Source organism: Paenibacillus mellifer (assembly GCF_023195895.1).
Taxonomy (GTDB): domain Bacteria; phylum Bacillota; class Bacilli; order Paenibacillales; family Paenibacillaceae; genus Fontibacillus; species Fontibacillus mellifer.
Genome location: NZ_JALPRK010000005.1, coordinates 188,269 through 213,434, shown reverse-complemented (window position 1 = coordinate 213,434; position 25,166 = coordinate 188,269). Strand labels below are relative to the sequence as shown.

25 protein-coding genes are annotated in these 25,166 nt (G+C 54.3%); 4 read left to right on the top strand and 21 right to left on the bottom strand.

Features of this window, described 5'->3' with window-relative positions:
* Nucleotides 1-10: 10 nt before the first annotated feature.
* The gene (locus M0651_RS08325; protein ID WP_248551376.1) at nt 11-1,144 is read right to left on the bottom strand and encodes a transglutaminase domain-containing protein; all 1,134 of its coding nucleotides are present in this window, start codon (nt 1,142-1,144) and stop codon (nt 11-13) included.
* Between the two features lie 296 nt (nt 1,145-1,440).
* Here M0651_RS08325 and M0651_RS08320 point away from each other — a divergent pair, with 296 nt between their 5' ends.
* Entirely contained in the window at nt 1,441-1,638 is a 198-nt protein-coding gene (locus M0651_RS08320) for a hypothetical protein (protein ID WP_155607845.1), read from the top strand.
* Between the two features lie 70 nt (nt 1,639-1,708).
* Here M0651_RS08320 and trxB read toward each other — a convergent pair whose 3' ends face one another.
* The 16 genes from trxB to M0651_RS08240 form a co-directional block, all read right to left on the bottom strand.
* On the bottom strand, nt 1,709-2,659 hold the full coding sequence (gene trxB, locus M0651_RS08315; protein WP_248551375.1) for a thioredoxin-disulfide reductase: 951 nt from the start codon (nt 2,657-2,659) through the stop codon (nt 1,709-1,711).
* Nucleotides 2,660-2,829: 170 nt separating this feature from the next.
* Nucleotides 2,830-4,776 carry a heavy metal translocating P-type ATPase gene (locus M0651_RS08310; RefSeq protein ID WP_248551374.1) on the bottom strand — a complete coding sequence of 649 codons (1,947 nt, stop codon included), beginning with the start codon at nt 4,774-4,776 and terminating at the stop codon, nt 2,830-2,832.
* A 378-nt stretch (nt 4,777-5,154) separates the two neighbouring features.
* On the bottom strand, nt 5,155-6,447 hold the full coding sequence (locus M0651_RS08305) for a homocysteine synthase (protein WP_248551373.1): 1,293 nt from the start codon (nt 6,445-6,447) through the stop codon (nt 5,155-5,157).
* 126 nt (nt 6,448-6,573) lie between these two features.
* On the bottom strand, nt 6,574-7,422 hold the full coding sequence (locus M0651_RS08300; RefSeq protein WP_248551372.1) for an ATP-binding cassette domain-containing protein: 849 nt from the start codon (nt 7,420-7,422) through the stop codon (nt 6,574-6,576).
* Nucleotides 7,419-8,297: a hypothetical protein gene (locus tag M0651_RS08295; RefSeq protein WP_248551371.1), complete on the bottom strand. Its 879-nt coding sequence runs from the start codon at nt 8,295-8,297 to the stop codon at nt 7,419-7,421. Before M0651_RS08295 ends, M0651_RS08300 begins: the two co-directional genes overlap by 4 nt.
* Nucleotides 8,281-8,904, bottom strand: a complete 624-nt coding sequence (locus M0651_RS08290; protein ID WP_248551370.1) for an RNA polymerase sigma factor — start codon at nt 8,902-8,904, stop codon at nt 8,281-8,283. Before M0651_RS08290 ends, M0651_RS08295 begins: the two co-directional genes overlap by 17 nt.
* Nucleotides 8,905-8,931: 27 nt before the next feature.
* The gene (locus M0651_RS08285; protein ID WP_248551369.1) at nt 8,932-9,666 is read right to left on the bottom strand and encodes a hypothetical protein; all 735 of its coding nucleotides are present in this window, start codon (nt 9,664-9,666) and stop codon (nt 8,932-8,934) included.
* The gene (locus M0651_RS08280; RefSeq protein ID WP_248551368.1) at nt 9,647-11,824 is read right to left on the bottom strand and encodes an ABC transporter permease; all 2,178 of its coding nucleotides are present in this window, start codon (nt 11,822-11,824) and stop codon (nt 9,647-9,649) included. The genes M0651_RS08285 and M0651_RS08280 overlap by 20 nt, the downstream gene beginning before the upstream one ends.
* The gene (locus tag M0651_RS08275; protein WP_248551367.1) at nt 11,821-12,711 is read right to left on the bottom strand and encodes an ABC transporter ATP-binding protein; all 891 of its coding nucleotides are present in this window, start codon (nt 12,709-12,711) and stop codon (nt 11,821-11,823) included. The genes M0651_RS08280 and M0651_RS08275 overlap by 4 nt, the downstream gene beginning before the upstream one ends.
* Nucleotides 12,712-12,900: 189 nt before the next feature.
* Complete coding sequence (gene deoC / locus M0651_RS08270) at nt 12,901-13,551, bottom strand: deoxyribose-phosphate aldolase (RefSeq protein WP_248551416.1); 651 nt, start codon at nt 13,549-13,551, stop codon at nt 12,901-12,903.
* Between the two features lie 82 nt (nt 13,552-13,633).
* Nucleotides 13,634-14,215, bottom strand: a complete 582-nt coding sequence (gene def / locus M0651_RS08265) for a peptide deformylase (protein WP_248551366.1) — start codon at nt 14,213-14,215, stop codon at nt 13,634-13,636.
* On the bottom strand, nt 14,208-14,399 hold the full coding sequence (locus M0651_RS08260; protein ID WP_248551415.1) for a helix-turn-helix transcriptional regulator: 192 nt from the start codon (nt 14,397-14,399) through the stop codon (nt 14,208-14,210). The genes def and M0651_RS08260 overlap by 8 nt, the downstream gene beginning before the upstream one ends.
* A gap of 68 nt (nt 14,400-14,467) precedes the next feature.
* Nucleotides 14,468-14,827 carry a hypothetical protein gene (locus tag M0651_RS08255; protein ID WP_248551365.1) on the bottom strand — a complete coding sequence of 120 codons (360 nt, stop codon included), beginning with the start codon at nt 14,825-14,827 and terminating at the stop codon, nt 14,468-14,470.
* 85 nt (nt 14,828-14,912) lie between these two features.
* Complete coding sequence (locus M0651_RS08250) at nt 14,913-15,179, bottom strand: YqkE family protein (protein WP_248551364.1); 267 nt, start codon at nt 15,177-15,179, stop codon at nt 14,913-14,915.
* Nucleotides 15,180-15,249: 70 nt separating this feature from the next.
* Nucleotides 15,250-15,819 (bottom strand): TetR/AcrR family transcriptional regulator, encoded by a 570-nt coding sequence (locus M0651_RS08245; RefSeq protein ID WP_248551363.1) that lies wholly within the window; start codon nt 15,817-15,819, stop codon nt 15,250-15,252.
* Nucleotides 15,797-16,576, bottom strand: coding sequence for an MBL fold metallo-hydrolase (locus M0651_RS08240; RefSeq protein ID WP_248551362.1), 780 nt, complete (start codon nt 16,574-16,576; stop codon nt 15,797-15,799). The genes M0651_RS08245 and M0651_RS08240 overlap by 23 nt, the downstream gene beginning before the upstream one ends.
* Before the next feature lie 165 nt (nt 16,577-16,741).
* Between M0651_RS08240 and M0651_RS08235 the strand changes: the two genes are divergently transcribed.
* Nucleotides 16,742-17,374 carry a LysE family transporter gene (locus tag M0651_RS08235; RefSeq protein WP_248551361.1) on the top strand — a complete coding sequence of 211 codons (633 nt, stop codon included), beginning with the start codon at nt 16,742-16,744 and terminating at the stop codon, nt 17,372-17,374.
* Between the two features lie 3 nt (nt 17,375-17,377).
* On the opposite strand, the gene M0651_RS08230 is transcribed toward M0651_RS08235, so the two are convergent.
* Nucleotides 17,378-18,772 carry an amino acid permease gene (locus M0651_RS08230; RefSeq protein ID WP_248551360.1) on the bottom strand — a complete coding sequence of 465 codons (1,395 nt, stop codon included), beginning with the start codon at nt 18,770-18,772 and terminating at the stop codon, nt 17,378-17,380.
* 168 nt (nt 18,773-18,940) lie between these two features.
* Nucleotides 18,941-21,163: an MMPL family transporter gene (locus M0651_RS08225; RefSeq protein WP_248551359.1), complete on the bottom strand. Its 2,223-nt coding sequence runs from the start codon at nt 21,161-21,163 to the stop codon at nt 18,941-18,943.
* Between the two features lie 145 nt (nt 21,164-21,308).
* On the opposite strand from M0651_RS08225, the gene M0651_RS08220 reads away from it, so the two are divergent.
* Together M0651_RS08220 and M0651_RS08215 are read left to right on the top strand one after the other, a co-directional pair.
* On the top strand, nt 21,309-21,926 hold the full coding sequence (locus M0651_RS08220) for a TetR/AcrR family transcriptional regulator (RefSeq protein WP_248551358.1): 618 nt from the start codon (nt 21,309-21,311) through the stop codon (nt 21,924-21,926).
* A gap of 30 nt (nt 21,927-21,956) precedes the next feature.
* Entirely contained in the window at nt 21,957-22,259 is a 303-nt protein-coding gene (locus tag M0651_RS08215) for a hypothetical protein (RefSeq protein WP_248551357.1), read from the top strand.
* Between the two features lie 57 nt (nt 22,260-22,316).
* Here the strand turns inward: M0651_RS08215 and M0651_RS08210 are convergent, their stop codons facing one another.
* Entirely contained in the window at nt 22,317-23,771 is a 1,455-nt protein-coding gene (locus tag M0651_RS08210) for a SulP family inorganic anion transporter (RefSeq protein ID WP_248551356.1), read from the bottom strand.
* Nucleotides 23,772-24,003: 232 nt separating this feature from the next.
* The gene (locus M0651_RS08205; protein ID WP_248551355.1) at nt 24,004-24,936 is read right to left on the bottom strand and encodes a manganese-dependent inorganic pyrophosphatase; all 933 of its coding nucleotides are present in this window, start codon (nt 24,934-24,936) and stop codon (nt 24,004-24,006) included.
* Nucleotides 24,937-25,166: the final 230 nt, after the last annotated feature.

The window sequence follows — 25,166 nt, the reverse complement described above, 5'->3', positions numbered from 1 at the left end:
CGTTTTATTTTTACTCCCAATGGATCTCCACTCGTAAATCCTCCGTGCCTTCCAGCGGCTGCATCAGATAACGGATATTGCGGATACCCAGGTCATATAACCCGGCTAGGTCCTCCAACAGCTGTTCATCCGAACCGGCGTAACGTACGGTTACCGTACCTTTTCCAGCTTTCAAACCGTTCTTCACCCGATCCGTTAGCCCTTTGGCATTGGACACAGCCGCGTCGGCGTCATACAGGTCATAACCTAAACTCGTTTTCAGAGCAAGATAAGTTTCCATCTTCGCCCCGCCCGCCTCAATCAACTTCTGGAGTGTCGTTAAATAAGGCACGGACGCGAGAGGATAATGCGCTGCGACCCAGATGTGATCCTTCCGCATCTGCTCATCCGTTCGCAAATAATACGTATAGTTGACTCGCTGCGGTACATCAGGGACCGGATCGTCCCAAGTCGTGTCCAGATGGTACCAGCGATTATCGAGCCGCACGAGGTTCCAGGCATGAAGTTGGTCACCGGCTGTACCTTCGACCAAACGGTTCTCGATGCCGGCTTCCTTCAATAGCTCGTAAGTCAGCAAGGCATAACCTTGACATACCGCTTCGCCGGTTTTCAGCCCTTCATAAGCCGTATATTTTTGCAAATCGGTATCATATTTCAAATTCACTACGACATAATCGTGAATCGCTTTGATTTTCTGATGCGTATTCATGCCCGGTTCGATCAGCTGCTTCAGGATTTCCTTTACCCTTTGGCGCACGTACGCAGTCTGCTGGGCCGTTTCGCGGTAGTGGACCTGCAGCGTAATTTTGGCCGAACCTGAGGTCCCTCGCCAGGAGTACACATAGCGATCCACGATATATTTCGTATACGGGTCAGCATCAAGCGCCTCGTTAACGGCCTGCTTCAGCTGCTTCTCTAAATTTTTGGTCGATCCTTTATATTTCAAAGTAATCGTTGTACTCCGCGCCTCCATCCCTTCCGCTAACTTGGTTTGAAGTTGCTTGGAAGTGGTGACCGTAGCTGGCTCCGCAGCCGCATGAACCGGGACAGCTACCCAGCCGAGCGGTTCAGATCCCAGCAGTATACCACCGATCACCCCGGTTATGAGCCAAACCTTCGAAAGTTTCCCGATTTTCTTTCCCAAATGGCTTCCCCCACCTTCCGGTCAAGCTGCATAAAGTGTACTTCTCCCGGTCTTTCAAGCCCATTGTAACACAGCGGTTCCCGCAAAAGCTTTCTAGTTTTGTCGAACGAAAGGAAGGTTTCGGACAAATTCCCAAATCACGATTATTCGCAAAAACGACGTCATTCTGACGCCTAATTTTCACATTCAGCTTCTACAAATACAAGCCGGGCTTATGTATAATAAAAAATATCAACTTGTGATTTATATCATTGCATAATTATACTAACATCCACAGGAATGGAGAATTGGATCGGATGACTATCGTGAATATTTCGGATATATCCGTGGAATTGTTTATTGCCGTTATGTTTTTTTTGCTTATTGTCGCCCCCTTGGTCAGTCTCGGTGTGCTGAGACTATTTCAAGGGCGCAAACGATCCGGCTTTACGTTGATCGGCAGCGGCGTGTTGGGATATTTCGTCTTTCAGCTGGTTGCCGGACTGTTCAGCTAAAGCTCCGTACGATATAAACGTAAAAAACGGCGATACAGGTCTTGACCTGTATCGCCGTTTCGTTGTGCCGTTATTTGACGGCCGCAGCAGCTGTTTCATGTTCCGTGCTCTCGATAAACTTCTCGCAGTCGATGGCGGCCATACAACCGCTTCCCGCAGCGGTGATCGCTTGGCGGTAACGAGTGTCCTGTACGTCGCCGCAAGCGAAGACGCCAGGAACGTTGGTCTCGGATGTGCCGGGTTTCACCACGATATAGCCATTCGCATCAAGATCGATTTGCCCGCCCAGGAACGAGGTGTTCGGGTGATGGCCGATCGCCACGAATACGCCGCTGGCCGGAATCACTTCCTCATTGCCAGTCTCGTTGTTACGTACCTTCAGACCGGTAACTCCGTGTTCGCCGGCGATGACTTCAAGCGGCGTACGATTCAGCGCCATCTCGATTTTCTCATTCGTGCGCACACGATCCTGCATGATTTTCGATGCGCGCAGCTCGTCGCGGCGGTGTACCAACGTGACTTTCGAAGCAAAACGGGTCAAGAAGCCGGCTTCCTCCAACGCGGAGTCGCCGCCGCCCACCACGATAATCTCCTTGCCGCGGAAGAAAAATCCGTCACAAGTCGCGCACGTGCTTACGCCGCGCCCTACATTCGTCTCTTCGCCCGGAATGCCCAGGTATTTGGCCGTAGCCCCTGTCGACAATACCAGCGTCTCGGCAACGAGCTCGCCGAGCCCCTCCACTTGCAGCTTGAACGGACGTTGGCTCAGGTCCACGCTGTTCACCCAACCGGTGCGGAATTCGGCGCCGAAACGTTCGGCTTGCTTGCGCATATTATCCATCAATTCCGGGCCCATGATCCCTTCCGGGAACCCCGGGAAATTCTCCACTTCCGTCGTTGTCGTCAATTGGCCGCCAGGCTGCGGACCTTCGATAATCAGCGGATTCATGTTGGCGCGTGCCAGATAAATTGCGGCGGTCAACCCTGCCGGGCCTGTGCCGATAATAATTGATTTGTACATATCCTCAAACCCCTTCAAATGGACTTATCCGAATAAAATAAGAATCATTATTGCTTGATTCTAATTATGTGAAGACGGCGGCTCCCTGTCAATCTTTGTAACGGAAGGGTTCGGTGAAGGTTAAATGAAGGAATGATGAAGGGCTCTACGCCGACCAGGCAAGAACGCCATTACCGAAGCAGTCGTAACCCGTTTAGAATAACCAACAGCGTGCTGCCCTCATGACCTACTACGCCCAGCGGCAACGGAATACCCGCCGCAAAATTGCTTAATATCAGCATCAAGATGACCGCTCCGGCAAAAATCAGGTTCTGCTTCACGATCCGCCGGGCCCGCCGGGCAAGCGATATCGTCTCTGCGATCCGCTCGATGCTGTCGTTCATCAGCACAACGTCCGCCACCTCCAGCGCCGCCCCGCTGCCGCCGCCGCCCATAGCGATGCCCACGGTCGCCGCAGCCAGCGCCGGCGCGTCGTTTACCCCGTCGCCGACCATGGCGACGCTGCCGTAACGCTCCCGAAGCGCCTTCACGTGCTCGACCTTTTCCTGCGGGAGCAAATCGCCGTACACGAGGTCGACGCCGATCTCTCCGGCCAGCGCGTTTGCGGTCACGCTGCGGTCGCCCGTCAACATCGCGACGGAAAGCCCCATCTCGTGCAGCCGGTCGATGGCCGCCTTGGCCTGCGGGCGAACCTCGTCGCGGAGCGCGATCAGGCCGGCGTATTCGCCGTTCCGCTGAATGGCGGACACGGTGTGACCTTCGGCGATCCAGGCGCGAAGCTGCTCGGCCAGCGGCCGTGGCAACATCGGATCACCGTCGTCCACCTTGCCCACGCGCCACGTTGCGCCGAACACCTCTGCCTCGATGCCCCAGCCGGGCAGCGCCCGCAGTTCCTCCGCCCCGCGAAGCGGGACCCCTTCGGCCTCTGCCTTGCGTACGATCGCCTTAGCCAGTGGATGCTCCGACAGGCTCTCCGCCGCAGCGCAGGCAGCCAGTACCTCCCGCGGGGCAAAGCCCTCCGCGGTGTAGAGCCCGGTCACGACCGGCGAGCCCTCCGTCAGCGTTCCGGTTTTGTCGAAGGCGACGACCCGGATGCTGCCCAGATGATCCATATGGGCCCCGCCTTTAAACAACACGCCTTTGCGGGCACTCTTCGACATCGCCGAGAGCATCGCCGGCATGACCGACGAGACGATCGCGCACGGCGATGCGACGACGAGAAATACCATCGCCTTATAGAAGGCGAAGGACCAGCTCCAGCCGACCAACCACGGCGTGAGCAAGATTAACGCCAGCGTGGCGGCCACGATCGTTTTGGCATAAATCCCTTCGAGTCGTTTGATGAATCTCTGCGTCCCCGGCACCTCCTGCTGAGCCTGCTCCACAAGGGTGATGATCTTGGAGAACAAGGTGCCTTCCGCCGGACTGGACACCTCGACGTATATCGCCCCTTCTCCGTTCAGCGTCCCGGCATTCACGCCATCGCCGGGCTGTTTATCAACTGGAATCGATTCACCGGTGATCGCCGACTGATTCACCGCGGAGCTCCCGGTCCGGATCGTTCCGTCCGCCGGAATTACCTCGCCCGGTTTAACGAGCAGCAGATCGCCGACGGCCAGTGCCTCCACGGGGACCTCCTCCATCCCGTCTCCGCCGACACGTAACGCGGTTTCCGGTTTCATCGCGATTAGCGCGGAGATGTCCTTACGGCTACGATCGCTGGCGAACGATTCCAAAGCGCCGCTCAAAGCGAAGATAAAGATCAGCATCGCCCCTTCGTACCAGTAACCGATCGAAGCCGCGCCTAGGGCTGCAGCGATCATCAACAGATTAACGTCCAAATCCCGCTCTTTCACTAACGTGATCAGACCTTCCCGTGCCTTCACATATCCCCCGACCGCATAGGCGGCAATATAAAGCGCCATGGATACCCATGGCATCGCCCCTTGCATCCCCCAGACCCAAGCGGCCAACATCAACCCGCCGCTGCTTAACGCGAGCAACATCTCCTGATGGCGTAAGAGACGTAGCCAATCGAACCGGCGTTTTCTGCCTGGGTTAGGTTGATTCGCAGTTTTTTGCGCCTCTTGTATCGTTCTTCTATGCACAGCTTCCAAAGCGATCTCCTCCTTATAAGTGACTTGCGCTGAGAATGAAAATTATTGTTAACCCCCTAAAAATGGCGCAAGCTGCCCCGGGAAAATCCCGGAGCAGCTCACAATTGAGAACGATAATCATTTTTGTATTAGGACAATAATTTTGGTTGAGTGAAACTTTACTTATATTTTATGCCAATTCTCCCGCCGTGTAAACACCCGGTTGAAAGCTCTTAAACCCGTTTAAGCTCCCTCTAGCCTCGAAAGTTGCATTTAGTACAACATTTTAGTGTGATTCCAGCCGATTCCGGCGAAAACCCCATCCACGCGCAAAAAAAACCGCTGACCGGGACGATTAATACCGTACTCCCGATACAGCGGCTTCTGTAAAATAACGGATTAGGCCTGGCTGGCGGCAATCGCCTGCTCCAAATCATAAAGGATGTCGTCGATCGACTCCGTCCCTACGGATAAGCGAATCAAGCCCGGTGTGACGCCGGCGGCCAATTGCTCCGCTTCTCCCAACTGCTGGTGTGTGGTGCTGGCCGGATGGATGATCAGCGACTTGGAATCGCCGACGTTGGCCAAATGCGAGAACAACTTCACGTTTTCGATCAGCTTGCGCCCGGCGTCCACGCCGCCGCGGATTTCAAACGTAAGGATGGCGCCTTGGCCTTTCGGCAAATATTTTTGCGCCAATTCGTAAGATTCGTGACTCGGCAGTCCGGCGTAGCTGACCCACTCGACCTGCTCGTGCGCTTCCAAGAACTGCGCCACTTTCAAGGCGTTCTGGCTATGGCGTTCCACGCGCAGGTGCAAGGTTTCCAGCCCTTGCAGCAGCAACCAGGCATTAAACGGCGATAATGAAGCACCTAGGTCACGCTGCAGTTGAACGCGAGCTTTAATGATGTAAGCCAACGGACCAACCGCTTGCGTGTAAACGACACCGTGATAACTTGGATCGGGTTCGGTCAGACCCGGGAATTTCCCGCTGGCAGCCCAATCGAACTTACCGCTGTCAACGATGATCCCGCCGATTGAGGTGCCGTGACCGCCGATGAACTTGGTTGCCGAATGCACGACGATGTCGGCACCGAAGTCGATCGGACGCAGCAAGTACGGGCTTGGGAACGTATTATCGACGATCAACGGAATGCCATGCTCATGAGCAATCGCGGCGACCGCTTCGATGTCCAGCACATCGCCTTTCGGGTTGCCCAGCGTTTCGGCGTAAAGCGCCTTCGTCTTGTCCGTGATCGCGGCGCGGAAGTTTTCCGGATTCGAGGAATCCACGAACTTTACGTTAATGCCAAGCTTGGGCAGCGTTGTTGAAAACAGGTTAAACGTGCCGCCGTACAGCGTAGTGGAAGAGACGATCTCGTCACCCGCTCCAGCGATATTCAAGATGGAGAAAGTGATCGCTGCCTGGCCAGAGGCCGTTGCGAGCGCCCCAACACCGCCTTCAAGCGCAGCCACGCGCTTCTCGAATACGTCATTGGTCGGATTCATGATACGAGAATAAATATTGCCGAATTCCTTTAAGCCAAACAGGTTAGCCGCATGCTCCGTGTCGCGAAAACCATAGGACGTTGTTTGATACAGCGGGACCGCCCGAGAGTATGTAGTGGGATCGATCTCCTGACCGGCGTGGATCGCCAGCGTTTCCGGGGCATATTGACGCTCTTCAGACATGGATAATTCCTCCTTCGAATACTTGCACTTCGTTCAGTACAGAGTTTTTTTCCTATTCTCTCACATCTCATGGAATTTGAAAATAGGAAATCCGATAATTTTTATATGAATTATCCAGTTTGAGCTCTACGGCTGATATTTGCGGATAAAATACGCTTCCCCAAACGTGGGCTTGCACGCTTTGAGTCCCGGAAAAGGGGGATTCTCCCCCACCAGCTTGACATAAATACCACCCGATGTTTCCCGAAACTCGATCAGGCCCGCCTCCGGACAGAGGTCGAATTGCTCTCGCGTAAGTTCGCCCTCCCAGAGCGGGCAGGGCAGATCCGCCAACCAGGACGTTCTGCCGCCGTAAAAACGTACTTTTCCCTGATCCAGCCACAGTACATGATCGGCCGCCTCCTCCCATTCGCTCAGCTCATGTACCGCCGCAATCACGGTCCGCCCTTCCGCATATCGATTCAGGTAGGCGATCGCCAGCTTCCGCTCTCCGGTATCCATGCCGTTCAACGGTTCGTCGAGGAACAGAAATCTCGGGGCGGCCAGCAATGACTGAGCCAAAGTGACCCGCCGCTGCACGCCCCCAGACAACCGCTTGATCTTCGTGTGACTGTAAGTCTCCAGTCGAAAATCACGAAGCAGCTCGCCGGTCCGCTCCGAATCGAATACCCCCTTCAGCTCAGACAAGTACAGAAGCAGTTTATATGGAGTCATGTTTTCGTACAGCTCGATTTCTGAAGGCACATAACCGATCTGGCTGCGCACTAGCGGCAAATCCGACTGGGCCGACTTCTCTTGGTAGAGGATTTCTCCCTTGTGCGGCAGGTTTACCGTCGCCAGCAGCTCTAGCAAAGTGGTTTTTCCCGCTCCGTTGACCCCAACGAGCAGGGTTAACCCCGGCTTCAATTGCAGCCGGTCAATTTGCAGGATAAATCCGCCGGCAGGGCGCTCTCGCAGCCCCTCGATGCGAATCATGGCTGCGCACCGCCCTGCGCACCGCCTGTCTGCAGGTTCCGGCTGCGGATATACGAACGGAACAGCAGGAGGGCGCCAACCAGCAGGAAACCTACGTTCATCGCGATCCCTGCGCCTACTCCCAACCCAGCCCCCGTCTCAGCGTTTAAGCTGATCGCCGAGGTCTGGTCGATAAGGAGCAGCCAAAGAGCGTAGACGCCTCCCGCGAACAACATCCCCGCTTGATGACCGTAACGAAACAAGGCGTACATCGCCGCCCCTCCGGTGAGCAAGGAAATCCCCAACCATTCCAGCAAGAAAGGAATGAACGGCAACCCAGCTTCTCCGGCAGACGCCACGCGGATGCTCACCGCAAAAGAGCTAACCAGCGCCCAACCAACCACCAACGCCATGACCATCAGCATACGGCTGTAGATGACCAGCGCCGGCGGATAAGGCGTAACGCTCTCGATCGCGCGCATCCCCCGGTCCCAGGTGCGATAGCTGTACAGCATCGAAGCGATCAGCATGAGTGGCGTGATCATTGAAAACATGTTGGGCATCCGGTCCCCCAACAGCCAATTGGACACTGGCTGTTCCGGATCAACCAATAACACCAACATGATAAACACAAACGCCCCGGTCATCATCAACGAACGGCGATTCATGCGGAATTGGCTGCGCAGCAGCCGGCCTAAGGACGGCGGTTCGACCCGCGCGTTAAAATCAAGGGATGCGGCAGCATTTTGTGCCTGCAGGGCGGCGAACTCCGGCTGCAATGCTTCGATTAACGCCGCGGTTTCCAACGGGGTTGGACCCGGTTGCAGCGCTTGCCGCAGCGGCTCACGCAACTCCCGCTCCAGCCGCTCCAGTTCTTTGTCAATGGATGGTTCCATGAGTAGGCACCTCACTTTCCTCTTCGCGAATTTTGTTCTTGGTGTCCCAGTCCAAATGAGGATGATCGACCGAACGGGCCAACGCCCGCTTCAGCTTGCGCAATCCACCGTACAGATGCGATTTCACCGAGCTCAGCGGCAGCTCCAGCAACTCGGCGATCTCCTGCAGCTTCAAGTCATGGAAGAAGCGCATGCGTACTACCTCCTGCTGGACCTCCGGCAACTGAGTCATCGATTTGGCCAGCTGCTGCACCGTTTCCTGCCGTTCGATCAATTCCTCCGCTCTTGGCGCCGGGTCGGCATCCTCCGGGATCTTATCGGTACCGGTATATTCCGAACGGTAAGAGGCGCTGCGCCAATAATCCCGACATAAATTGAGTGCCACTTTATATAGCCAGGGGCGAAGCTGCTCCATCCCGCCATGTCGCTTGAGATGGCGGATTAGCCGGATAAACGTTTCCTGGACGATGTCCTCCGCTTTGCCCCGATCCTTCAATTGGCTCGTGACATAGGACAACAGCGGTCCGTGGTACCTCGTGACCAGCAGCTCGAACGCTTCCTGGTCACCGGCGGCCATTCGCTCGGCCAGCAGCGAGTCCGATATCATGAAGTTTCCTCCCCCTTTGCACTTCTCTTATTCCTCTTCTACGCTGATCCAACGTTCCCTCTTCCCAAATAACCAGACGGCCAAAATAAGCAAAATCATCGACGCGACCAACAGGCCGATCCGATTGTGTGGAAAGGAATACGTTTTTTTCAAATAACTTGCGTATAAGGTCCACCGCCCCAACCATTCTCCCGAGCTCATCGTATCGAGCACCCAAACGGCAAAGCCGAGCACTAATCCTCCATAAATTCGGCGAAACGCAATAACTCCGGTGGTACTTAAGGAGATCAACAACACGTAAGCCGGAAGGTTCTGAAGAATCAGCGAGCCAGCAGTCATCTTAGCTTTAGGGTTCACCTCGGCGCCGTTCCACGGATATTGAGCCGTCCATATCCCCCCAAAATGCCAGGCATATACCGACATTAGGATCATCCCTAATCCCGCCGTCAACAGGATGGCTAGCAGCCATCTTCGGAAGACCAGCATTCTTAATGAAACGGGATACGTGGCGATGACCTCCATGCCGCCTCCACTAATTTCCCGCTGGAACAGCAATAAGGGAATGATGATCGCCAGCGAAAACAGGGCCATTTCCGAGAAATAATACACATTTCTTGGTCGACCGGGATCACTAAGCAGGATGCTGAGAATATAGACGACGAACAGCAGCAGTGCCAGCCACGCCATCGGTTGTTTCTGTACTTTTAGCTCCAAGGTCAGTCCGCGTAGCCAGCTTCGTGCATCAGTTCGCATCTGCATCATGCATCACCCGCTTCCATTCCTGTTCCCATTCGGCATACGGAATCGGTCTAGGTCCGCCCTCTGCGTCGACTTGATTAGGGATTTCCAATCCAAGCGCATAGAAATGGTTTAACACCTCTTTCACCTGTTTGTTCTTCCCTTCATCCAGCGCCCCGGCTACTTGTGCCGCCATCCGCAATCCCACGTGATCCGGATCGGCATCTTCCGAAGGCTCAAACAAGTTGTACAACAGGCCGCCCCCAGAACCTTGCTTCAAATCATCGGCGGTATACCCTTTATACTCTCGGTAATACATATACCACATCAAGGCGCGAAGCTGCGGACGCACATCCTCGGATGCCTTCAGAATGTTCATTTCCCCTTCGTTCGTACCGAGCAGCATCGAGTTCATCAGTTGGTCTGCGAAGTAATCCACTTCGCTCACCAACCAGATCAAGTAATAGGTTTTATTCTCTATGTCGAAGGAGTGGTTGTTGTTCATCGACAGCATCAGTACTTGATCCAGTTTAGGATCCAAATGGTTGACCCATCCGGCAAAATATACGTACTCCCCGGCCCATGCTTCCAACAACTTTTCGGCCGTTTTGACGTCGTAGGGCGTAGTCACGAGGCGAACCGGCAGCTTCGGGTTGCTCACTTCTTCAAACTCCCCACTGTAAAAGCGGATGACTGCAGCAGACTTGCCTTCAAACACCTGCCCTTCGCCGGTCTGTTCCATATGTTCCAGGTTTCCGTATACCTTAGAAGCGAACCCGGACGTGGAGATCCGGAATTGGGAGGTCGGAAGGTGCCAGCCGCCAAAATCAACCGCTGCCTGCAAAGAGTCGCTCCCGCCGCTGTTCTTCATATAAACCGGAAAATCCCCCGGCAGTGGATACCATGCCATATAGCCGGGCAGGAGGACGTTCTCCCCCTTAACGAAAGCCAGATACGAACCTTCGGTATAATTCTGGGCTACATAATCCATGACTTTACCGGCATATTCCATTTCGACTTGGACCGTCTTGTCTGCGTTTAAAGGAGCGGTCAATGGAACCGTAAGCCTCTCCCCTTCATGAGAGAACTTGACGGGAGAACCCGACACCGTTAACCGGTTCACCTGGAACGTACGATTAAGCGTGAACAATAGCTCGCTGCGTCCCGTTAACTGGCCTGCCGGAATATCCAGCGCCGCCTTGATTTTCAAGCGATCATCCGGCTCCCGTTGCAGGTTGATATCATACCGCTCGATCTGAAACGTTTCGACTTGATGATCTCGGAGTGCCTCTACGGTCTTGACCCCAGGGTCGCTAAGCTTCGCATGCAATTCGGCATAACGTTCACCCCAAATGGAGAGATAGGGAACGAAGGCACCGACCGCTAACACCAAGGCCAAGCCCCCGGCCACCCAGTTACTTCGCCGAAAGGCAGTTGGGCGGATCCGGTTGAGCAGGAGCACGCCGGCCGTTAGCAACAGCAAAGCAAATGCCAACACGAACCAACGGGAAGCGGCTAACTCATCCGCGATCAGCCGGATCCCCCACGTTTCAGCATCGGCATCCCCAGTCACGAACAGTTGATTTAAATGAAACGTGCGCAGCACATACCACTTGTTGCGATCGAGCAGGAACATATCCAGAAAGAACGTTCCAAACATCCAGGCGCAAAATGCAATCAAATAGACGGCCCGATTGGCGATACAAATGGCGAGCAGCATCGCCAGCGCCAAGGTCACCAGATAGGAAACCTCGAAGGTTAGCAGATAATAAACCGCAAATTCCCGGGTGATTGAAAACGCTACGTCCATCCTCGCAGAGTTCCAGGCGAACGCGGCTCCGGCCAGCACCGAAAATATCGTAAAATACAGTACTGCTGCCGTATATTTCGCTGAAATCCTGGACATATAGGACACCGGCAGCGCCGCATTCCATTCATAGGAGGTACGGCGAATGTCTCGGCGGATTGTCATCACGCCAAGGAGCATCGTCAGCCCCAGGCTCATCGTGTGCAGCAGCGTCAGGCTGGTGTACGAACGTTGAAAAAACAAAATTTCACGTCCTGGCAGCCGTTCAAGATTCCAGAACACGAGCAGGCCGAACACGATCGGCAAACCCAGCAGCCACCGGTTTCCGAACAGCATGCGAAGCTCGAATTGAAACAATCGTCTCCATTTGTTCATCCCCGAGTCGCCCCTTCCGTCTGGCCCTTTCGGAGCAGGGCCAGATATCCGTCCTCCAGGGTCGGCGGAACGAGCGTGGCCTCTTGGGCTCCTTCCAGCGGGACTTCGCCGATGATTCGGCATAACAAGCCGCCTTCCGTCGGACGCGTGGACACGACGGACATCGGATCCAGCCGGGCGAATTGGCTCTCGCTGAGGCGAACCTCCCACACCTTGCCTTGTCCGAATTCCTGCAGTTCGGACAGATCCCCGGACAACTTGACTTTCCCTTTGTCGAGAACGGCGATTTGACGGCAATTGCTTTCGATATCGGCGACGATATGTGTCGACAGCAACACGATCCGTCCCAGACTGAAGCGGGTCAACAGATTACGGAAGCGGACGCGTTCCTCGGGATCCAAGCCGGCCGTAGGTTCATCCACGATCAGCACCTGCGGGGAACCAAGCAGCGCCTGGGCGATGCCGAGACGGCGTTTCATACCGCCGGAATAGGTCTGCACTCTTTTTCGCGCCTTATCCTGCAAGTTTACTTGTTCCAGAAGAGCCTCAATCTCCGCTTTACGTTTCTTCTTGTCCGTCATCCCTTTCATCACCGCGACATAATCGAGGTATTCTACTCCCGTTAGCTGCGGGTAAACCTGAAATTGCTGCGGGAGATAACCGATCATGCGGCGGATTTCCTCCGCCTGGCGCAGCGAGACGCCAAACAGCGTCGCCTCGCCCGAAGTGGGTGGCGTGAGCGTGGCCAATATACGCATCAGCGACGATTTCCCGGCACCATTGGGGCCCAAAAGACCCACCATACCTTCGTTTAGCGTTAAGGTCACATCATCTAGCGCTAGACCACCACGCGTATATTTTTTGGATAAATGATCAATGTGTATCATACTGTTCCTCTTTTCCAAGCGTTTTATCAAGTGACGCCTTCCGCGGGAGACATCTGTAGCTGTAACGGAAGACGTCCATAAAAAGTTTGGATAAACGGAAAAAGGGTGCCATTTCCACATTCGCTCTGGAATAGCACCCTGTTTCTCCCTCATGTAGCTTTCTTGCGCCAGCCTTCGCCGGCCCTTGTCTTAATAGCTGTTTTGACTGGTTTGCCCTTGGGCGATAGCCACACCGGCACTGGTGCCCAGGCGCGTTGCCCCCGCCTTAATCATCGCTTCGGCATCTGCCAGCGAACGCACGCCGCCGGACGCCTTCACGCCGACGTTTGGACCCACCGTTTTGCGCATGAGCTCGACCGCTTCCACGGTCGCGCCGCCGGTCGAAAATCCGGTTGAGGTTTTCACGAAATCGGCTCCGGCTTCGACGGATAACTTGCTTGCCCGAACGATCTCCTCGTCGGTAAGCAGGCAGGTTTCAATAATGACCTTCACCAGCGCTTTTCCAGCGGCAGCTTGGACAACCCCGGCGATATCGCGGCGTACGAGTTCGTCGTCACCGTCTTTAAGCGCACCGATGTTAATGACCATATCAACCTCACCGGCCCCCTCGGAGATAGTATGAGCGGCTTCGAATGCCTTCACTTCCGGCGCCGAAGCGCCAAGTGGGAAACCGATCACCGTGCAGACTTTCACAGGAGATTCTTTCAAGATCTCTGCCGCAGTTTTCACCCATGTAGGGTTAACGCAAACCGATGCGAAACCGTATTGCTTGGCTTCTTCAGCCAGCTTGATGATGGCGGCGCGTCCGGCGTCCGCTTTCAGCAGGGTATGATCGATCATGGCAGTGATGGATTGGGAATGAGTAGACAAGGGAATTCCTCCGTTCGTTTTATCAAATCTAGAATTCTGGCTGTGCGGATCTTCAATATAAACTGGAAATCGTCACGCCGCTCGGCAGCTTGAACGGGTGCTCCGCATTGATATGATCATAAAACATGATGCCGTTCAAATGGTCGATTTCATGCTGCATCACGATGGCATCAAAGCCTTTAAAACGCAGCTTGACCTCGTTGCCCGCCTCATCGCAGGCTTTGATCTGAACCTTCTCATAGCGTGGAACGAACCCTTGCACCAGGCGGTCTACCGACAGGCAGCCTTCGCTTTCCGGCAAATACGTCATCGCCTGGGAATGGCTGATGATCTTCGGATTATACAGGGCCAGCGGCCGGTCCTTGCCGTTCTCGTCCGTCAGCAAAGCGGCGAACATCCGCTTGTTCAGCCCGATCTGGTTCGCCGATAGCCCCACGCCTGCGCGCAGCTTGTATTTCTTCGCCACCTCCGGGTCCTGGCTGTTCTTCAGAAACTGCAGCATCGCTGCCATTTCCTCGCGGTCTTCCTCGGTCGGAGGAACGCTGACGGGCTCCGTCACCACTCGAAGAATAGGTTCCCCTTCTCTAACAATATCATCCATCGTTATGATGTAATCGCGGTTGAATTTACTCATAAATAAACAGTTCATCCACCTTCGTCTGCAAAATATGCGCAAGCTTGAATGCAAGCTCAAGCGTCGGGTCGTACCGGTTATTCTCCACGCTATTGATCGTTTGGCGCGTCACGCCGCATTCCGCGGCCAGCTCGTTCTGGGTTAAGCCCAGGCGTTTCCGGAGCTGCTTGATCTTATTGTTCATCGGCATCACCAGAATGTCAAAAGTTTTGGACTTCACCATGGTATCACGACCCGATAGACCTGTCAAAATCAAGATTTCATCTTGATCCCCCAAACCGAATCCTTCCGAAATCCGGCCGCTTCGCGCAGCATCGGAAGCCGCTCATCTTCCGGATAATGCTGTTCTAAATAAAGAACATAAGCCTCTCTCAAGCGGATCTCTTGATCCAGCTTGTTATATTCACTTGGATGCTTCTCCAGCCGTGCCAATGCGGCATCCCAGCGCGCCAGGTCCGCTTTCGTGGTTCTTCCTTTGCGGGTCCGATCCGAGAGCGAGGTTAACTCCTCATAAGATTCCCGGAGCTTGGCGGAATATTTAAACTTCTGGTTAAACAAACCCAGCAACACAATAATGAGGAAAAAGATGATCCACGCCCCGATATGCTCCATTCGCTGCCCCTCCTTCGCCGTTCAAACAAAAATAAAAGCTCCCGCTTCCAGGAGCCGTAATTACTTTGGGGTTCAATGCAAGTTGTTATTTATATTTATGCCAGTCCTGTTCACTCGTATTTAGCAGGTGTTCGAAATCATTCTCGAGTCGCTTCTGCTCGGCGCGGCGCGCTTCTTCCTTGCGGATGCGAGCCTCCTCCTGACGCCGTTCCTCCTCTTTCTTCAACTCATTGGCCTGCGCCTTCAGCTTGGCCAACGTATCCTCGCCAAGCAGATCCTTCAGCGTAGCCGGTTTATCTGCCGCGGTATTGGCCGGCGCCTCTGGACCGGAACGTCCCTTCTTCTTGCTCATGGATGCTTCACCTCGGTTCCGACGATCCTCTTTAGTTCAAGCCTAAAGTATCATAGTCGAAAAAACGTTGTCAATACGGCGTGAGTTGATCCAATCCACGGAGGAACAGGCGAAGATTAAATTCCAGGCTGTCCCTAAGCTCGAGCGGCAAGCCAAACGCTCCGCGGCGGTCCAGGGAGGCGAAGCCGTGAATCAGACTTCGCAGCCCGCGCACGGTGTGCAAAGCCTGATCCTCCGTTAAGGAATAGCTGCCGAGATAACCCAGGATCAGACTCACAATGCGCCCACTTGCTTCCTGCAACGCCACATCCGGACCGGGTGCGGCTTGCGCCGCATCGTACAACCCGGGATACGCATGTGCGAATTCGAGATACGCCTTGGCAAAATTGCGGATTGCGGCTTCCCCCGATGCTTCTCCGGTAGACGTTGAGATGTGCTCATAAAGCCGATCCAGCGCGTATTTCGCCAATTCCGTGCGGATTTGCTCTAGGCCGCTCACGTGGTTATAGAGAGAAGGAGGCCGAATCCCCAGCTTCCTGGCGACCGTGGTGATCGTCACAGCTTCTAATCCTTCCGCATTTGCCACGTCTACGGCAGCTAACAGCACCGCCGTGCTGTCAATCCCGATTCTTGGCGACATGTTCATCCTCCTTCCGGCCGAAATCAGCCGCTGCGGTTGCAGACGGCGCCATCCCTAGCGCGCGTTCGGCCGCCGCGATCGCTTTGGCTATGGCGGCGGCTGGCTGCTCCAGCACCGGCCCGTGCCCGACCGCCAGCAGCGATGGGTTCAGTGAGGCCAACTTGCGGGCGCTGGTCAACGCAGTTTCCTTATGCCAGGTGGCCAGCGCGGGGAACGGAAACAGCGGTCGCACAGTGCCGCTCACGGCGATGCCCGCCCGAGTCTGGAAAGCGTCGCCCGCAATAAGCGCACCGCTGCGCGTGTCGAGCAGGGCAAACGTACCCGGCGTATGACCCGGCGCCGCTACCGCCTGCAACGAACCGATGCGATCCCCATCCATAAACGTGACGTCCGCACGGGTGACCAGCTTCTTCGGCACCCCGCCGCGGATGGGGGAGGACGGCTCGCCCGGATCAAGCGAAACATCGCCGTCCATCAGGCGCGCATCGCGAGCGGACACATACACCGGAATCTCGGGAAACCTTGCCTTCAAGGCATCAAGCGCGCCGACGTGATCGTCATGCACATGCGTGAGGACGATGCGCGTCAGCGGTTTGCCCGTTTCTTGTACAGCCTGAAGAATCCCTTTGGCGCTATACGGCAGAGCCGCGTCAATCAGTGTTACGCCATCCTCTTCTTCTATCAAGTAACAATTCACCGGAAACAACCGGGGCATAAACGACAATTGCTGAAGTTGTCCGTACTTCGTTATTTTCATGATTATATCGCCTCTCTTCATTAACTAATACCTTTAGTTATAATCTAAACTAAAGGTATTAGTTTTACAAGAGGTATTTTATCTATTTAAATGTCGTACAAGCGTATCTGTCTGAATATGCTGTACAAGCAGCTTTATTTTACTTCTATTGTTGGAGGTTTCGCCATGAACAGCTTTCTTAGCTATGTGCTACTCGGTTTATCTTTATCCGCCCCTATTGGGCCGGTGAATGCGGCTCAGTTGGACAAAGGCATCCGCGGCGGGTTCCTTCACGCCTGGTTTGTTGGCCTTGGCGCCTTATCCGCCGATCTGGTGTACATGCTACTCGTTTATTTTGGCGTGGTGCACTTCCTGAACACTCCGTTCATGAAAACCTTCCTCTGGTTGTTTGGTTTCTTCGTACTCACCTATATTGGCATCGACAGTCTGAAGCAAGCCGGCAAAATCCCGGAGGGCGAAATGAGAGGCAGCGAGCCGCTGCGGAAATCGTTCCTGTCTGGATTTCTCATGTCCGTCAGCAACCCGCTGTCCATTTTGTTCTGGTTGGGGATTTACGGTTCCGTATTAGCCCAAGCCTCGGCAAACGTACGAGCCCAAGATCTGATCATCAACAGCAGCGCCATTATCGTCGGGCTGCTGCTCTGGGATTTCACCATGGCCGGGTTTGCCAGCGTGTTTCGCAAGCTGCTGACGAACCGGATCCTGGTCCTCATATCGGTCTTGTCGGGCGTGTCCTTGATTGGCTTCGGGCTTTACTTCGGCTATCAGGCCGCCGTACTGCTGGCGCAGCGGTTATAAAGTTTACGTCGTCCGCTTGGGGCGCAGCACCAGCGACTTCGCCTGGCGCCCCCGCCGCTTGGCTTGCTTCTTCGGCTTCCAGATGACAAACTGCATAATTAGCGTCACAATCCCGATCACGCCAACAAACGCCAAACTACCCCAGAAGCCCGGCCGGCTCGTGTCATGGAACAAGGTTCCTGTCACCGCCAATGCAATCAATGCCATGCCGCCCCAGCGTTTGACCTGTCCAAATCCGCTAAGTTTCAGGAGCTTACCGGAGGTCACTAATATAAAAAACCAGTTGTAAAGCAGAAGCAATCCGGCCGACGTCGTAATGTACTCATAAATGCGTCCCGGCATCACAAAAGACAGCACTACGGAAGCTGCAAGTCCGGCGGCAGTTAAGCCGATAGCGTAGAGCGGACGCTCCCGCCAGGCCTTCCGAGCAAACAACGGAGGCGCATCCTTGTCTTTTGCAAGTGTGACCAGCATGGTCGTCACTGCATATAGGGAGGCCACCATGGTGGAAAAACCGGCCACGATCAGCACGCCGTTAAACACATGAGGGATAAAGGGCAACGGATATTTTCCTAAGGCCGTAACGAACGGACTTCGCTTGGGGTCGATGGCGTTCCAGGCAACCATGGTGACCGCTAGCCCGATCGATAATAAATACACCACTGAGAGCAACAGCAGCATTATCGTTCCTGCTTTTGGGGCTTCCTTCGGGTCGCGCAGACGAATGGCCATCATCCCCATCACCTCGATGCCGCCGAAGGCATAAAACGCAAAGATAAATCCCGACCACAACCCCATCCCTCCTGCCGGGAAGAAGGTCTTGGCCGTATGCGGAAATTCCGGTGCTTTACCGCCGCCCCCGGGAATCCAGCCCATCAGCGCAGCTCCAGCAACCACCAAGAACATTAGAATGGCGGCAATTTTGATAACCGACAGAATATTTTCCATCGAATCGAATACCTTGTTGCCCAACAGAATCACGCCAAGTCCCAGCACGGCATATCCGATCGCAAAAATCCACATCGGCACGCCGGGGAACCAGAAGCGCGAGAACAACGATAACGCCGTCAACTGGCTGCCCATGATGAGCAGCTCCGAGCTCCAATACACCCAGCCGCTGCCAAACCCCGCCCAGCGTCCAAAGGCCCGTTTCGCGTACGAACGGAAGGAGCCTTGCTCCGGTCGATCCGCGGTCATTCGTGCCAACACCTCAAACACAGTGTAGGTGCCAACCGCAGCCAACAGGAACGCGATCAGGATGGATGGACCCGCCATACGAATGCCGATGCCTGAACCGAGGAAATACCCGGTGCCTATGGTCGACGCCACCCCCAGCAAGGAGAGTTGCCACCAGCGTAACTCTCCTTTTTTTCCCTCACCGTTTTGCGCCTTCGCCATCCCACTTTCCCCCGTTTCATCGAAATTCAGTACCCTGCCATCCACCTATTCTGCGGTCAGAGAGAAGGAAATATGTAACCTTGCTATTGTCAAAAAAAGCACCCGAAGCCCGCCTACTCAGCGGCACCTCAAGTGCTTCAAAAAGTTGTTGTCGTCTGAAGAAATTTGTTATTTCCCCGTGTCCTTCACCGGCTCCGGCCCGGATTCCTTGGACGGCCAGAAGGCCGCCTTGCCAAGCAGCATCGTGATGGCCGGCACAAGGAATGGACGCACGAGGAACGTGTCAAGCAGCACTCCAACAGCGGCAATGATGCCGAATTGCACCAACACTTGAATCGGCAGCGTTGCCAGTACGGCAAACGTTCCGGCTAGGATCAGACCGGCCGAGGTAATAACATTCCCGGTTTCATTAACGCCTTCGCGGATCGCATCCTTCAGCGGCATCACCTTACGTTTCTTCCAGATGCTCGAGATCAGAAAGATGTTGTAGTCCTCACCAAGCGCGACAAGGAAGACGAAGGCATACAGCGGAATCAACCCTTGGATCGCGGCGTTGCCCATCAGGTCGTGAAGGACAACCCAACCGATACCCAACGCGGCGAAATAGGATAATACAACAGTTAGGATCAAGTAAATCATTGCGACAATCGAACGGAGATATACAAGCAACAGCAAAGCGATCAGCCCAATAACGATAGGGATAATGACCTTTGTGTCTCGAGCATTGGTGTTCTCAGTATCGTATTGCGTAGCGGTTTGTCCGCTGATCCACACCTTATTCTCCGGTTCGCCGATGCCTTTGGTTGCTAACAGGCTTTCCGCTGTCTTCCGCAGCTCTGGAATATGCTTCATCGCTTCGTTTGAATATGGATTGACATTAAACTGCAGCTCAACGGCCCGGATATTGGGGTTGGTCTTGCCTTCGGCCGGAGCAGATACCTGACTGACAAAAGGCAAGTTGCTGAACATGTCTTGCAGGTTGATATCTTTACCTTCCGTATCCACCATCAGCTTAACCGGAGCTAATTCCCCCGGCGTAAATTTATCGGCGATCACCGCAAATCCTTCCCGAGAAGGCGTATCCTCCGGGAAGGAAGAGAGCAGATCCACGGTGTATTCAATGCGGGTCGCCTGAGAAGCCAATACTCCTAGAAGCAGCGTTGTCACGATAAAAATCGTCCATGGCCGTTTCGTTACCGTTCGGCCGATCCAACCCGTCGAGGCTTTAGCTTTGGGCTGGCGTACCGGTTTCTTCCGCAACTTGACTCGTTCGGCTTGCATTTCCGGCGTGCGCGGAACAAACGGGAAGAAGGAGGCGCGGCCCAAAATGGCCAATAACGCCGGTACAAGCGTCAAGCTGGCGATCCCCATGATCAGAATCGACAAGCTAAATGGCACACCAAATCGTTGTACAGAGCCGTATTTAGCTAACAGCAGCACCAGCAGGGCGATCACGACGGTAAATCCGCTCATGGCGATCGCGCCGGAAGACCCTTTAACTGCGGATGCCAGGGCTTTCGTCTTATCCTTCTCCTCCGTCAACAGCTGCCGGAAATGGGAGATCAAGAACAAGCAGTAATCGGTTCCCGCCCCGAATAACAGCACAGTCATAATTGAAATGGCTTGCGAGTCGACAGTGATCCAGCCTTGCTCGGCCATTTTGCCAAGGATCGGTCCGGCTACGCCGTAAGCAAAACCAACGGCAATCAGCGGAATGATTGCCAGAATTGGCGAACGGTAGATGAGCAGCAGGAGAATCAGCACGATCAAGACGGTGGCGATCATCAGCGAAACGTCGGCACTCGAGAACAGCCCCACCGCATCGATCGAGATGCCCGCCGGTCCGGATACTCGGGCAATGAGCCCATGGTCTCCGAGCTTAACGGCAAACGGATCATTCCCAAAAATCGTCTCGGCTTGGCTGCGGATCTCTTCCATGCCGGTCTTCATCACCTCGGTTTCCGTCCCCTTGGCGAAGAAGAACGGCAACACCCACGTTGTGCCGTCTTCGGACGCCTGCTGCTTGAGCGCCGGCAACGGCATTTGTTCGAGCGGGAGTACAAGTTCCACCCCTTCTAACGGATTATCGGTGAAATACGAAGTCAGCGCCTGCAGGCGGGTGTAATCTTCATCCGTCAGCCCGCCTTCCCGCGTCCAGACCGTTAGAGCGGGAATGCCGCTGTCGCTCGGAAATTCCTGCTCTGCCAGCTGTTCGGCTATCACCGAGGGCTGGTTCGCATCCAAGTTGGCCGCATTATTACGCTCCATCGAGTTGACGCTGGGCCATAGGGCGCTTAATCCGCCGGCAAGCAGAATCCAGACGGCCAACGTAATCCACTTGGTTCTTCGTCCAGCCACCAGTCGGGCTAGTCGACCTAGTATTTGATCCATTTATGATTCCATCTCCTTGTCTTTATTGCAGTTCCACGTGATTTAAATCACTCTGAGTATTAATTATATATACCGGTAGGTTAATTATCAAATGAAAAATATGATATAATGTTTGCTCAGTACAAGTTGCTCGAGGTGATGAAGGTTGACCCCACCGCATAAACGATCTTTGGGACGGCCCGTCCAGCAGCCGGACGCCCTGGCGACGTCCGAGCAGATCCTGCGCACCGCGTCGCTCTTGTTTATGGAGAAGGGATATAAGTCCGTGTCCATGAATGAGGTCGCCGAGCAGTGCGGGATCACCAAAGCCAGCGTCTATTATTATTATCCGACGAAGCAGGATTTGTTTGTCGCCTCCGTCGCGACGACGCTCGCGCGGGTAAACGGGCGAATTCGGAAGCTGCTGGTGGAGCCCGGCACGTTTCGGGAAAGACTCCTACAAATTACAATCAACTATTTAAGAATCCCTCGGGTTCACATGGATGAGATGTTCCGCAGCATTCAGCATCATTTGTCCGGAGAACAGCAGGAGACTTTAATTCGCCATGAAAACGATTTGTACGAAACGCTTCGCGAAGGGTTTGCCCAAGCCGCCGAGTCAGGTGAAATCATCTGCAGCGACCCGAACCTGGTCGCCCATCTGTATGTATCCATGTTGCGGGTGGGAGAACGCCAATATGCCGACAAGAACAAGCTGTTTCCTTCGGCGGAACAGGCGGCTGAAGCGATCGTTAATTTTTTATGGAGAGGCATTCATAACTAAATTAAAAGGGCAAAGGAGGAGAACTAGGCTGTGGCATTCGGCGTGTCGAGAGAGGAATTAGAAGCATGGAAACAGACGGTGGCCCGAGGAGAAATCGGCTTCTTGACTCATTTTTGGCTGGATCCACGATTTCCTGAAGCCAAGACGGTCACCAAGGTCGGCTGTTCCGATTTGGAGCGGCTCAAAGCCTGGTGCGAATCCCACGACCTTCCCGCCCGATATATACATCACCGTTCGCTATTTCCCCATTTCGACCTGATTGGACCGAAACAACGGGAAGTGCTGCGGGAAGAAGGGCTCTGGGGTCAACTGGAGCGGTTTCGCCTCCTATAAACGAAGCAAAGGCTGCTCGCTGGGGTTAACCCATGCGAACAGCCTTTTTTTGTTCTTTTAGTGCCCTGAAGGAGCAGATAACCCTACCCGTTCAATCAACCTTGTGCTCTCCTCGTTTAATCCAATGATGCGGATTTCTTTGCCAAGTTGATGATATTTGAGAATCAGCTTCGAAATCGCATTTACGGCGGACTGATCCCAGACATGCGACTTCGAAAAGTCCACCGCCACCCGCTGCGGATCGCCGGCCGCATCAAACTCCAGCAGAAAATGACTCACCGTTCCGAAGAAGAGCTGTCCAGCGACGACATAGGTTTTGGCTCCTTGCTCCTCACGGACGGAAGTCCGGATTCGGGCCATTTTCCAGGCAAAGGATAACGCACTGAGCAAGACTCCTATCCCCACGCCGATGGACAGATTATCCGTGGCGACCACGGCCACCACCGTCACCACCATAACAAGCGCGTCCGACACGGGAACCTTGCGAAGTGATTTCAGGGAATTCCAATCGAAGGTGCCGATCGATACCATAACCATGACGCCAACAAGCGCCGCCATCGGGATCTGTTGAACTACGTCCCCTAACACGATGACTAGGAACAGAAGGCCCACGCCAGAGACCAACGTCGACAACCTCGTCCGACCGCCGGATTTCATATTAATCATCGACTGGCCGATCATGGCACAGCCCGCCATCCCCCCAAAGAATCCGGTCACGATATTCGCCAACCCTTGGCCCTTCATCTCACGGTTCTTGTCACTTGAGGTGTCCGTGATCTCATCGATCAGCGTTGCGGTCATGAGCGATTCCAACAGCCCCACGAAAGCCAGCGATAACGACACCGGGAAGATAGTCTTCAACATGTCCCAGGTTAATCCGACTTCGGGAAGATGGAACGCCGGCAACGCCGACGTCATTGCGCCCATGTCGCCGACCGTCCTCACATCCAGATGCAGGGAGATGGTTAATATGGAGACCGCAATAATCGCAACCAAGGCCGAAGGTACCGCTTTGGTCAGCCGCGGAAACAGATAAATGATCGCAAGTGTTAACGCCACTAACCCGTACATCAACCAACCTTGTTTTTCGAAATGGGTGAGCTGCGCCATAAAAATCAATATAGCTAATGCATTCACGAACCCCGTCATTACCGGGTGCGGCAAGAAGCTAATAAATCGGCCCAGCTTGAGATAACCCATGAGTAATTGCAAAATTCCGGCCAAAACGGTGGCTGCAAACAGATACTCGATGCCATGGTCGCGAACGAGTCCGCCCATCAGCAGCGCCATCGCGCCGGTAGCCGCAGAGATCATACCCGGTCGCCCGCCGGCGAAGGCAATCACCACGGCGATACTAAAGGAAGCGTACAATCCGACCATGGGGCTCACGCCGGCTAGAATCGAAAACGCGATTGCCTCCGGGATCAAGGCAAAAGCTACTGTCAGTCCAGACAACACATCGCTTCGGGTATTCGCAAACCAAACCCGTTTTATATTTAAACGATGAAGCAAGTAAAATCCCCCCTCTTTCATATCTCTCAAACAGGACCGGTGCAACGCGCAACGTCCTAGATTATATTAAAGATCGAATCGCCACTCAAACCTCCAACCCTGCATTAAAGCGCTTAAGCGGGGTAATTTCTCGGCTTTCCTGCCCGCAGCCCCGGAATACTTTAAATTTGATTAGTCACGCAACAAAAAAGAACCCTGCCGTCAGGCAAGGCTCTCGGTCATTCAGAGAATATTATCGTTTATTGAAGATGTCCGTCAGCACCGGTACGATTTGCGATTTACGGGACACGACGCCCTTCAGCACCGCTTTGTTGTCGGCCAGCTTCACATTATAAGCTTGCTCCACCGCATCGGCCGCTTTACCCAGCGCCAAACCAACGGAATCATTGTTCAAGATATCGGTCACGACAAACAAGAACAGATCCAGACCTTTGCTGGCGATGATACCGTTTAGAGCTGCCTCGACTTCGCTTTGACGGGACAAGACATCGTTTACGTCCACCGCATTCACTTGGGCGATTTCCACTTTGGCTCCGCCCATTTCGAATTCTTTGGCATCCAAGGAAATAAGCTGCTCAATCGTCTTATCACTGAGGTCTGCTCCAGCCTTCAGCATGTCCAGCCCGTACTCTTCAGCGTTGACGCCAGCGATTTGGGCCAACTCACGTGCAGCGGCGACGTCCTGATCCGTGCAGGTCGGCGATTTGAACAGCAAGGAATCAGAAATGATGGCAGACAGCATAAGGCCGGCGATATTGGCCGGTACGGCTACGCCGTTTTCTTTGTACATTTTATTCAGGATGGTTGCGGTGCAGCCCACAGGTTCAGCCCGATAGTACAACGGTCCGCTCGTTTCGAAGTTGGCGATCCGGTGATGGTCGATGACCTCGGCCACGCGCACCTGATCGATGTCGGAGACGCTTTGTTGACGTTCGTTATGGTCGACTAAGATCACTTCCTTGACTTCACCGGCTACCGCTTCAACCAGACGAGGCGCTTCAAAACCGAAACGCTCCAGCGCAAACGCCGTTTCCCCATTGACGCTTCCCAGGCGCACGGGCTCCACATCCCAGCCCAATTTGGACTTCAGGTCCGCGTACGCGATCGCCGAACAAATCGTATCCGTATCGGGATTCTTATGACCGAAAATCAATACTTTTTCCATCTCATTACTCCCCTTTAACATGAATTCATGTCAAAAGTATAGCTTATTAGCGGAGGAGCAATCAAGAGCGCATCCCCGCGCGATATCTGCGATTTACATCCCCGGACAAACCGGGTACGATCAACACATGGCTTTTGCGCGCAGGACCTTCTCCGTTGGTGCTCAGTCGACCTTCAGTCGACATTCAGCAAACGCTCAGCATCATCGCGCATAATGGAGACATCAGCGTT

Bases quoted from the DNA above. Each gene is read 5' to 3' on its own strand.
- M0651_RS08320 (WP_155607845.1), top strand. From the start codon at position 1,441: ATGACTATCGTGAATATTTCGGATATATCCGTGGAATTGTTTATTGCC.
- trxB (WP_248551375.1), bottom strand. From the start codon at position 2,659: ATGTACAAATCAATTATTATCGGCACAGGCCCGGCAGGGTTGACCGCC.
- M0651_RS08305 (WP_248551373.1), bottom strand. From the start codon at position 6,447: ATGTCTGAAGAGCGTCAATATGCCCCGGAAACGCTGGCGATCCACGCC.
- M0651_RS08300 (WP_248551372.1), bottom strand. From the start codon at position 7,422: ATGATTCGCATCGAGGGGCTGCGAGAGCGCCCTGCCGGCGGATTTATC.
- M0651_RS08295 (WP_248551371.1), bottom strand. From the start codon at position 8,297: ATGGAACCATCCATTGACAAAGAACTGGAGCGGCTGGAGCGGGAGTTG.
- M0651_RS08290 (WP_248551370.1), bottom strand. From the start codon at position 8,904: ATGATATCGGACTCGCTGCTGGCCGAGCGAATGGCCGCCGGTGACCAG.
- M0651_RS08285 (WP_248551369.1), bottom strand. From the start codon at position 9,666: ATGATGCAGATGCGAACTGATGCACGAAGCTGGCTACGCGGACTGACC.
- M0651_RS08280 (WP_248551368.1), bottom strand. From the start codon at position 11,824: ATGAACAAATGGAGACGATTGTTTCAATTCGAGCTTCGCATGCTGTTC.
- M0651_RS08275 (WP_248551367.1), bottom strand. From the start codon at position 12,711: ATGATACACATTGATCATTTATCCAAAAAATATACGCGTGGTGGTCTA.
- deoC (WP_248551416.1), bottom strand. From the start codon at position 13,551: ATGATCGATCATACCCTGCTGAAAGCGGACGCCGGACGCGCCGCCATC.
- def (WP_248551366.1), bottom strand. From the start codon at position 14,215: ATGAGTAAATTCAACCGCGATTACATCATAACGATGGATGATATTGTT.
- M0651_RS08260 (WP_248551415.1), bottom strand. From the start codon at position 14,399: ATGAACAATAAGATCAAGCAGCTCCGGAAACGCCTGGGCTTAACCCAG.
- M0651_RS08255 (WP_248551365.1), bottom strand. From the start codon at position 14,827: ATGGAGCATATCGGGGCGTGGATCATCTTTTTCCTCATTATTGTGTTG.
- M0651_RS08250 (WP_248551364.1), bottom strand. From the start codon at position 15,179: ATGAGCAAGAAGAAGGGACGTTCCGGTCCAGAGGCGCCGGCCAATACC.
- M0651_RS08245 (WP_248551363.1), bottom strand. From the start codon at position 15,819: ATGTCGCCAAGAATCGGGATTGACAGCACGGCGGTGCTGTTAGCTGCC.
- M0651_RS08240 (WP_248551362.1), bottom strand. From the start codon at position 16,576: ATGAAAATAACGAAGTACGGACAACTTCAGCAATTGTCGTTTATGCCC.
- M0651_RS08235 (WP_248551361.1), top strand. From the start codon at position 16,742: ATGAACAGCTTTCTTAGCTATGTGCTACTCGGTTTATCTTTATCCGCC.
- M0651_RS08230 (WP_248551360.1), bottom strand. From the start codon at position 18,772: ATGGCGAAGGCGCAAAACGGTGAGGGAAAAAAAGGAGAGTTACGCTGG.
- M0651_RS08225 (WP_248551359.1), bottom strand. From the start codon at position 21,163: ATGGATCAAATACTAGGTCGACTAGCCCGACTGGTGGCTGGACGAAGA.
- M0651_RS08205 (WP_248551355.1), bottom strand. From the start codon at position 24,936: ATGGAAAAAGTATTGATTTTCGGTCATAAGAATCCCGATACGGATACG.